This is a genomic window from bacterium (assembly GCA_019695305.1).
In the GTDB taxonomy this organism is placed as follows: Bacteria; UBA10199; UBA10199; order UBA10199; family JAIBAG01; genus JAIBAG01.
Genome location: JAIBAG010000050.1, coordinates 1 through 8,211 on the forward strand (window position 1 = coordinate 1; position 8,211 = coordinate 8,211).

At 42.9% G+C, this 8,211-nt stretch carries 10 protein-coding genes and 1 tRNA gene; 6 read left to right on the forward strand and 5 right to left on the reverse strand.

Annotated features, from left to right (window positions below; genetic code table 11):
* Positions 1 to 2: 2 nt before the first annotated feature.
* Positions 3 to 75, reverse strand: a tRNA-Lys gene (locus tag K1X76_12725).
* A 205-nt stretch (positions 76 to 280) separates the two neighbouring features.
* Between K1X76_12725 and K1X76_12730 the strand changes: the two genes are divergently transcribed.
* Both K1X76_12730 and K1X76_12735 read left to right on the forward strand, forming a co-directional pair.
* The gene (locus K1X76_12730; protein ID MBX7149927.1) at positions 281 to 679 is read left to right on the forward strand and encodes a response regulator; all 399 of its coding nucleotides are present in this window, start codon (positions 281 to 283) and stop codon (positions 677 to 679) included.
* A 66-nt stretch (positions 680 to 745) separates the two neighbouring features.
* A complete protein-coding gene (locus K1X76_12735) occupies positions 746 to 1,474 on the forward strand; it encodes a hypothetical protein (protein MBX7149928.1) in 729 nt (242 codons plus the stop codon).
* Between the two features lie 57 nt (positions 1,475 to 1,531).
* Here the strand turns inward: K1X76_12735 and K1X76_12740 are convergent, their stop codons facing one another.
* Both K1X76_12740 and K1X76_12745 read right to left on the reverse strand, forming a co-directional pair.
* Positions 1,532 to 1,996, reverse strand: coding sequence for a hypothetical protein (locus K1X76_12740; protein ID MBX7149929.1), 465 nt, complete (start codon positions 1,994 to 1,996; stop codon positions 1,532 to 1,534).
* Positions 1,997 to 2,035: 39 nt separating this feature from the next.
* Positions 2,036 to 2,821 (reverse strand): alpha/beta hydrolase, encoded by a 786-nt coding sequence (locus K1X76_12745; GenBank protein MBX7149930.1) that lies wholly within the window; start codon positions 2,819 to 2,821, stop codon positions 2,036 to 2,038.
* A 106-nt stretch (positions 2,822 to 2,927) separates the two neighbouring features.
* Between K1X76_12745 and K1X76_12750 the strand changes: the two genes are divergently transcribed.
* From K1X76_12750 to K1X76_12760, 3 genes are read left to right on the forward strand one after another with little or no spacing between them, the layout of a single operon-like run.
* Complete coding sequence (locus K1X76_12750; protein ID MBX7149931.1) at positions 2,928 to 3,158, forward strand: ferrous iron transport protein A; 231 nt, start codon at positions 2,928 to 2,930, stop codon at positions 3,156 to 3,158.
* A complete protein-coding gene (locus K1X76_12755) occupies positions 3,155 to 4,978 on the forward strand; it encodes a ferrous iron transporter B (GenBank protein MBX7149932.1) in 1,824 nt (607 codons plus the stop codon). Before K1X76_12750 ends, K1X76_12755 begins: the two co-directional genes overlap by 4 nt.
* 41 nt (positions 4,979 to 5,019) lie before the next feature.
* Positions 5,020 to 5,481: a DUF421 domain-containing protein gene (locus K1X76_12760; protein MBX7149933.1), complete on the forward strand. Its 462-nt coding sequence runs from the start codon at positions 5,020 to 5,022 to the stop codon at positions 5,479 to 5,481.
* Positions 5,482 to 5,484: 3 nt separating this feature from the next.
* Here K1X76_12760 and K1X76_12765 read toward each other — a convergent pair whose 3' ends face one another.
* Positions 5,485 to 5,886 carry a hypothetical protein gene (locus K1X76_12765; GenBank protein ID MBX7149934.1) on the reverse strand — a complete coding sequence of 134 codons (402 nt, stop codon included), beginning with the start codon at positions 5,884 to 5,886 and terminating at the stop codon, positions 5,485 to 5,487.
* 86 nt (positions 5,887 to 5,972) lie between these two features.
* Here K1X76_12765 and K1X76_12770 point away from each other — a divergent pair, with 86 nt between their 5' ends.
* A complete protein-coding gene (locus tag K1X76_12770; protein ID MBX7149935.1) occupies positions 5,973 to 7,502 on the forward strand; it encodes an NAD(P)/FAD-dependent oxidoreductase in 1,530 nt (509 codons plus the stop codon).
* On the opposite strand, the gene K1X76_12775 is transcribed toward K1X76_12770, so the two are convergent.
* Positions 7,499 to 7,795, reverse strand: coding sequence for a hypothetical protein (locus K1X76_12775; protein MBX7149936.1), 297 nt, complete (start codon positions 7,793 to 7,795; stop codon positions 7,499 to 7,501). The two genes, K1X76_12770 and K1X76_12775, sit on opposite strands and share 4 nt — an antisense overlap.
* Positions 7,796 to 8,211 lie beyond the last annotated feature (416 nt).

Here is an 8,211-nt window from a genome sequence, read left to right on the forward strand (position 1 = left end):
TGTGAGGCGCCCGGGAATCGAACCCGGGACACCATCCTTAAAAGGGATGTGCTCTACCAACTGAGCTAGCGCCTCCTACATAAAAAATGTAGCCTTTTCAAGCATGTACTTGAAAGGGACGGCACCCTAACAAACGAAGTTTTATTAGTCAATTTTTTTAATCGGTTCTTTTCATGTTTTTATCCCTTAAAAAACAAGAGGCTAAAGCTTTTGAAATGTGAAATAATTTTTACCATCTGCTTGCTATTAACCAGTGGTTTTTTTACTCTATACCTAAGGCATGAACACCATTAAACCCAAAAAAATACTCTTGGCCGATGACGAGCCCGATTTTGTTAGCCTGCTATCGCAAGCCCTTGTTTCGGTGGGTTTTGAGGTAATCACGGCCTCCGAAGGCCTGCGGGCCATTCAAATGGCGCACCAGCAAAAGCCCGATCTTATGTTGCTGGATGTGAACATGCCGGGGGGTACCGGTGATGTTGTACTTAAGGCCCTGCGTGGCAAAGAAGATACCAAAAATTTACCCGTTATTATTGTAACAGCTGCCACCGAAGAAAGTTTGGCCAAGCGCCTTGTTGCTAACGGAGCCAATGCCATTGTGATTAAACCCTTTGAAATGCCCGATTTACTCACCACCATTCAAAACCTGCTCGATCAGGAAGCTATTCATATTATTTAAAATTGCATCTAGACACCCCCGTGTGAGATATGTACAATTGTGTCTCAACTTTTATTTGGGGGAATCATGAAAAAAATCATTTCGGTTTTAGCTTTGTGTTTGTTTGCGGCTTGTTCAAGCTCGTCTACATCATCCAATAATTTAACGGTGTACGGTGCCGGAAGCTCAGAGGAAGCTGCCGGAAGCATTAGCGTGCGTGAGATGGCGATTACGCGAGATGACTTAACCCCCGTTGGAAGCCCTACTGTTATTAACATGACGCTGTATGGTTTTTATATAAGCCCCAATACCGATTGTAGCGATGCTGTTTTAGTAGGTGGTGATGGTGAAACGGCTGTGGAAAAAGATTTTGCCGGTAATCCTGTTTTATTTGAAACCGAAGTGGATGAAGGCTCTTACCCTTGTGTGATTATGGTATTAAGCGACGTGATAGGTTTTGTGCCCGATGACGATGCTGTTACGGCCTGGCCCGGTGTATGTGATGCCGATACGGAAGAAAGCTTTGATATCTACAGAACCGATTCGGGCGAAGTGACACCCTGGGTAGATCTTGAAGGGAACGATGTAACCGCAACCGGAACTTTTGAAGCCCCCGGAGCCGATGTTGTAACTGTTTTTGCTTCTACCGACCCCGATGCCGTTATTGCCGCAACCGGCGCCAATGAATTTCAGGTAGGGGAACTGGCTACCGAACTTGTTGTTCCCGGCCAAACCACTTTTTACTTTGATGCCTCTAACGGTATTTTGGGCGATGGCCGCTGTGCTATTGAAAACGCCACTGTTGGTTTTAGATAAAATCTGATTTTGTAAAAAATAAAAAAAGCCGTTTTTGTGTATGCAGAAACGGCTTTTTTATTTAAAGGGTGTGCCGCCATCAAGTTCTGTGTTGTTTACAGTACGACTTGGAGTGTTAGACGGTGCTCCATTAACGATAGGTAAGTATTCTTCTGTAGTTGTTATGGAGCAAGGGCCGTACGACATTTTATTATTCGCCGGAATTACGTTTTTAACCACACCATTAGTCACCTCTACAAAAACATCACCCACCTGACACGTACGTTCTACCGTTTTTCGGTATAAAGTAGGCCAGTTAGTTTGCGTATCGGTAATCTGCTTTTCATCCACTTTTTTGTTAGATTCGGCCTTGGTGTAAAGCCACACCTGGTCATCGGGTTTATGGCTGTAGTGGCTGGTTTGATAATAGGGCTGGCCTTTTAATGCCGTGACATCGGCGGCTTTCATGCCGGGAGTAATGGTTTGGGCGTAAGTTACAAAAGGCGCCAAAGCAAAAATGGTGCTAAGTAAAAAATGTTTCATAACTTATTTTTGGCACACACAACTAAACTTGTAAACCCCTCATCGTTTTTTAATAAATGTACACATAGCCTTAAAAGTGGCTTCTGGCGCCTGATAATGCGGTACATGCGCACAATTTGGAATTATTAAACTTTGTGTAGGGCCTTTTATTTGGCGGGTAATAGCCTCTACTTGAGCCTTAGTTCCATACTCATCATCCATTCCCTGAATAATTAAACTGGGGCAGGTGATGTTGGCAAGATAGCCCTCAATATTCCAGCTTTTAAATTCTGGCAAAAACCAGGTTTTGTGCCAACCATCAAAAACACTTTGAGCTTTGTTGCCATGAAACTTTTTTAATTTATTTACAAAATCATTTTGTTTTGCGGAAATCACCACATCATTAATACCTGCTAAGGTAATTTCTTCCACAAATACGTGTGCGGCTTCAGTGATAAGCCCACTCGTTTTAATGTGTGTGTGATGTGATCCTGCAAAAATAAGTGCGATGGAACCTCCATCGCTATGGCCAACCAAAATAACATCGTTAATATGGAGGGCGTTGAGTACGGCCGGCAATTCTTTTAAAGCATAATCGTGTAAATAGTTTATGTCCCGCTTTGTTGGGTTTTCATCCGATTTACCATACCCCAAACGATCATAGACCAGTGCATTAAGCCCTGTTTCTTGAGCAAGTTTTTCTGGAAAGCCACGCCATTGGGCAATGCTGCCTAAAGCATCATGTAAAAAAACGAGCGTTGGCTGGTGGCTCACAGAATTTTTGATGAACGTAACCTGTAACTTGTGTTGATGAAATAAAATAGTTTTAGAATGGCTAGTCACCATACTTTTAGTAGCAGGAAGGAGGCGACTGTCAAGATGGAAGCTCTTGACTTATGAGAGGTACGTTGATACTCCTAGGTGTAATTGAAAATCATTTTCAAATAGAACTATGAATCTCTGGAGTCTTTTAGAAAATAGTCAAACGCTTATCACGGCCCTTTCCGATGAAATACCTGCGGCCTATCGCCAACGACTTAACGAGCTTGGTTTTCATCCTAACGAAAAAATTACCTGTGTGCGCGTAACACCTGCCGGCAACCCCAGGCTTTATAGAGTGGGTGATTCGGTGTATTCGCTTGAAAAGGAAATAGCTGTGGCCATTGAGGTAGGCGATATATGAACGAACAGGTTCTTATTGTGGGTAGCCCCAATGCCGGTAAAAGTCTTTTATTTAACCGTTTAACCGGACTTAATCAAAAGGTGGCCAATTTTCCGGGTGTTACGGTTGAAATTCATTCGGGCGCCAGTCGCTTATATCCTCAAATTGAATATGTTGATTTCCCGGGCGTGTACAGCATGAATGCCTTAACCGGCGATGAGCGGGTAGCGGTTAAGGCGTTAACCGAAGCTTTAGAAAATAAAGATGTACGCTTGGTGATATGTGTATTGGATGCCACACGTTTGGAGCGTAGCCTTATATACGGATTGCAGGTATTAAAATTGGCCACAGCCAAAAATAATAAAGTCATTTTTGCGGCCAACATGCTGGATGAATTAAAAGCCAATAACATGCAGGTGGATATTCAAGGTTTAAGCCATGAGTTAGGGGTGCCTGTTATTTTGTTATCGGCCCGTACTCAAGAAGGGCTTTCGCAATTAGAAGATTTGGTGAGTAGTCCGGTGGTTAGCAAAAATATTCCACAATCACTTATGGAAACGGCCGATCATGACATGACTTTTGTGGCTCATGATTTGGCCCGCAAGTATGGTCCCAAAGGCGATGTGCTGTTAAAAACCCAATATCGCTTTGACCGTTTTTTACTTTCATCCGGATTTGGTTTTTTGGCATTTTTTTCCATCATGTATTTTTTATTTCAGTCTATTTTCAGCTGGGCGGCGCCTTTAATGGATGGGCTTGATAGTGGGCTCAAAATCATGTCTGCTTTTGTTGTAAGCCATATGCCTCCAGGGTTTTGGGCCGATTTTGTAAGGGATGCACTTTTTGGAGGTATTGGGGCTTTTATTGTGTTTGTGCCTCAAATTTTTGTACTCAGTTTTATTGTGGGTTTTTTAGAAGACTCGGGCTACCTGGCGCGTGCGGCTGTGTTGTGTCATCGCCCCCTCAAATATTTTGGGCTAACAGGTAAAAGCTTTGTGCCCATGCTCTCGGGTTTTGCCTGTGCCATTCCCGGTTTGTATGCGGCACGTACCATCGATTCTCCCCGACGCCGATTTTTAACGTACATGGCTATCCCTCTCATGGCTTGTTCGGCACGTCTACCCGTTTATGGTCTTTTAATTGCCACTCTTATTCCTGCTAAAACTCTTTTGGGAGGGATTTTGGGCTTACAAGGGCTGGTGTTTTTTTGTTTGTACTTGTTTGGCATTGTGGTGGCGCTTTTAGTAACGGGCATTTTATCGCGCACGGGTTATAAAGCTACCGATGATACACCGTTTATTTTAGAAATGCCGCCTTATCGTTTGCCCATGTGGCGTGTTTTGGTGCGCCATAGTTGGGAGAAGGCGCGGGCGTTTTTAATGCGTGCCGGCGGTATTATTTTTACGGTTACGGTTGTTGTTTGGTTTTTGGGTTATATGCCCAATCATGGAACCGATTTATCACAGTCGTACATGGCTACCATTGGTCATTATTTTGAACCTCTTGTTAAGCCTTTGGGGCTTGATTGGATGTATGCTGTTGCTATTCTCACGTCGTTTTTGGCCCGCGAAGTTTTTGTGGGTACAATGGGAGCTCTTTTAGGTATTGAAAGTGCCGATAGTAATATGGGAAGTTTGGCCGATAAATTAGCGTCGACTGGCTTAACCCTTCCTTCTGGTTTGGCTCTTTTGGCTTTTTACGCGGTAGCGCTCCAATGTGTGGCAACACTGGCTACTTTAAAACGTGAAAGTGGTTCGTGGAAGTTGCCAGCCTTTGCTTTTATTTTATATTTTGTTTTGGCGTATATTGTGGCTTTTGTTGTGTATCGCTTGGCCTTGTAATTCAAATTGACAAATTTGTAGCCGCATATCATTTCTGCTGTATGTGGATCCCCCAAGAACCTATTCTTAATCTTTTTATCCGCTCGGTTGTTGTTTATTTTGTGCTTCTTATTGGCATTCGTATTAGCGGCAAGCGCGATGTGGGTAATATGACGCCGTTTGATATGGTGCTTCTTCTCTTAATAGCCAACGGTGTTCAAAACGCCATGACGGGGAATGATTACACCTTAAGCGGCGGGCTTCTTGTGGGTGTTTTTTTACTGATTATCAATTTTATTGTGTCGCGTTTGTCGTGGCGTTTTAAGGCGGTGCGCAAAGTTATAGAGGGTGTGCCAACACCTCTTGTTTATGATGGGAAAGTAATTGTAAAAAACATGCAGATAGAAAAAATTACAGACGATGAATTAAGCCAGGCGCTACGTGAGCACGATGCAGCACGTGTGGACGATGTAAAGCTTGCCATGCTGGAAATTGATGGATCGATTAGCGTTATAAAAAAATAAAAATTAAGATTGATGGATTAACGTTTTAAACCCTTGCTCAAAATGCGTTTCAATTTTGTTGTTTTCTAAAACCGATTCCACCACACCCTTTCCAAAAACAGGATGGGCGATCAGATCGCCCTTTTTAAAAGCCGTGGCCATAGCATAGGGGCGGGCCTGTCCTTTGGCCGACTCGATGGCTTCATGCCACGATTTGTGGGCCGCAGGCTTAGCCAGGGCTACAGCTTTACGGCGGACGGGTTTGGGTTCATTACTGCGATAAGCGTGAACAGCTTTGCACGTTTTACATTGGCATTGCCCAATAGCGGTGGGGCTATTCATGGCCACAATAATATGGGCCAAATTCAGTTTACATTTTCCACAATAAGCTAAAATTTCTTTTCCTGCTCCAAGTTGAGTTGTCATATTTTGCTATGATACCTTCCTTGCTTTATAAAAGCTAATCCTTTAAAATGATTTTACTTTGGTTCTTAACAGGAGCCCTGGTTACTATGAAAAAAATTCAATCCTTTCGTATTCCGTATTCAAAAGAACCTCACTTAACGCCGCTTGTGGCCGATTTTTTAGGGATTCCTCCGTCACAGATCGAACAAATCCGTATTTTAAAGCGAAGTCTCGATGCCCGGAGCCGTCAGCTCCATTGGGAATACTCGCTCGAAGTGTATTTTAAAGGAGAAAAGGTGGAGGAAATCATCTATCCCTTTAAAAAAGTGAGTTTTAAGGGCGATCCGCCACTTATTATTGGTGCTGGACCTGCCGGTCTTTTTGCGGCCTGGACTTTTTTAAAACACGGGATCACACCTGTTTTACTGGAGCAGGGCGATCGAACGCATGAGCGCATGCGTAAAATTAGTCTCTATTGGCGTAAAGGTGTTTTAGATACAGCCAGTAACGTGTGTAATGGCGAGGGCGGCGCCGGAACGTTTAGTGATGGTAAGCTGATCACGCGCATTAAAAGTCCGCTTATTCCACACGTGATGCAGGCCTTGGTGGAATATGGCGCCCCGGCCGAAATTACCTATGCCTATAACCCTCATGTAGGGAGTAATCTTATCCGTGAAGTAATTCGCCGGATGAGTGATGATTTAATTAAACAAGGTGGCGACTTGCGTTTTAACACGGCAGTGTTGGGGTTAGAACTTACAGATAAAGCTGTTACGGGGGTTAAGCTAAGTAATGGTAAAACTGTAAAAGGCACAGGCTTAGTGTTGGCTTGTGGCCATAGCGCGGGCTCTTTTTTTAAAACACTCAAAGAGCAGGGCGTATTTTTTGAGCCCAAATCATTTGCTTTAGGCCTTCGTATTGAACACCCACAACAGTATATCAATCAATGGCAATATGGTGAGGCGAGCGTAGATGAAACAGCGCAGTACAAGCTCACTTCGTATTGGGATCAAGAAAAAGTAGGTGTGTATAGTTTTTGTATGTGCCCTGGTGGTTATGTGATTTCGAGCACCACCGACCCGGGTACAATTGTTGTAAACGGAATGAGTAATTATCATCGCAATTCGCCTTTTGCCAATGCGGCTATCGTGTGCAGTGTCGATACTGCTCGTGTGGAAGGGGATGATCCGTTTAAAATGATGGGTTTTCAGCGGGAGATTGAAAAGAATGTTTTTAATTTAAGCGATGGGCGCAAAATTCCAGCGCAACGTTTGGAAGATTTTTTAAACGGAAAGAAAGGCGCTATAGGCGCATCCAGTTGTCCCTCCGGAGTGGTTGCGGCTGATTTAAGCCAAGTGTTGCCTGGCTGGATTTACAATTATTTGTCTAAAGCTTTTCTCGATTTTGAAAAACGCCGCCCCGGATTTTTGTATGGCGATGCCATGCTGCATGCTGTGGAATCCCGAACCTCGTCCCCCGTGCGTATCACGCGCAATCCCGATACATTTGAAAGTGTGAGCACACAAGGTTTATTTCCCTGCGGCGAAGGGCCTGGTTACGCGGGTGGTATCACAAGTGCTGCCGTAGATGGTATAAAAGCGGCTTTGGCCTGGATTACAAAGTTTTGTAACAATTAGCTTTTAAGATTATTTGCCATGTAGGTAAAGCACGATTCAATAAAGCGTCTTACTCTTTGATAAAGACTATCGGCGTACATAATGCGGTCGTTATCACGCGACTCAATCATTCTTGTTCTTACACCTTTAAAATATTGCGCTATTAAAAAGAAAAAAGTTTTTGGGAAATAAGGTGAATGAAAAAACTGATACATCGGTGACAAAATAGCCTGTGGTGACGTATCAATAATGGTTTGTTCATCTTCCTCAAAAGATAGCATTTCCAAATTTGATTTTTTTAGGACATGTCCCATAAATACCCTCCCGCTTACGGAGCAACTAAGCAAATTGTTTGCCATAATTAATAACAATGAGCTGAAATTACTTTTTCTTTAAAATTATCTTTTTTTTTAAGGATTTATCCATCAATTGCAGACTTTACTTTAAAAGAGATCATGGACTTAAATCTGATGATTTATGCTTAAAATAAAAGCGACTGCCTTCATTTTAATCATCAGAAAGTTTTTTAAAATTGAAAATGTTATATGGTTTTGGTTGATTATTTTTTAGGCAATGAATGAAAGAAGGGCATGTTTTGAAATGCCTGGGTTCAATAAGCAAGTGCACCACTTAGAATAGATGAGTATTCTGAGTGGATATGGGTAAAAACTACTATCAATTTACTTTAATTGAACGAGAAACGATCGCGATTTTAAAGGCTAGGGGCCAA

Excerpts from the sequence above, each read along its gene's own strand:
- K1X76_12775 (MBX7149936.1), bottom strand. The coding sequence starts at position 7,795 with ATGGGACATGTCCTAAAAAAATCAAATTTGGAAATGCTATCTTTTGAG.
- K1X76_12750 (MBX7149931.1), top strand. The coding sequence starts at position 2,928 with ATGAATCTCTGGAGTCTTTTAGAAAATAGTCAAACGCTTATCACGGCC.
- K1X76_12770 (MBX7149935.1), top strand. The coding sequence starts at position 5,973 with ATGAAAAAAATTCAATCCTTTCGTATTCCGTATTCAAAAGAACCTCAC.
- K1X76_12760 (MBX7149933.1), top strand. The coding sequence starts at position 5,020 with ATGTGGATCCCCCAAGAACCTATTCTTAATCTTTTTATCCGCTCGGTT.
- K1X76_12740 (MBX7149929.1), bottom strand. The coding sequence starts at position 1,996 with ATGAAACATTTTTTACTTAGCACCATTTTTGCTTTGGCGCCTTTTGTA.
- K1X76_12735 (MBX7149928.1), top strand. The coding sequence starts at position 746 with ATGAAAAAAATCATTTCGGTTTTAGCTTTGTGTTTGTTTGCGGCTTGT.
- K1X76_12765 (MBX7149934.1), bottom strand. The coding sequence starts at position 5,886 with ATGACAACTCAACTTGGAGCAGGAAAAGAAATTTTAGCTTATTGTGGA.
- K1X76_12755 (MBX7149932.1), top strand. The coding sequence starts at position 3,155 with ATGAACGAACAGGTTCTTATTGTGGGTAGCCCCAATGCCGGTAAAAGT.
- K1X76_12745 (MBX7149930.1), bottom strand. The coding sequence starts at position 2,821 with ATGGTGACTAGCCATTCTAAAACTATTTTATTTCATCAACACAAGTTA.
- K1X76_12730 (MBX7149927.1), top strand. The coding sequence starts at position 281 with ATGAACACCATTAAACCCAAAAAAATACTCTTGGCCGATGACGAGCCC.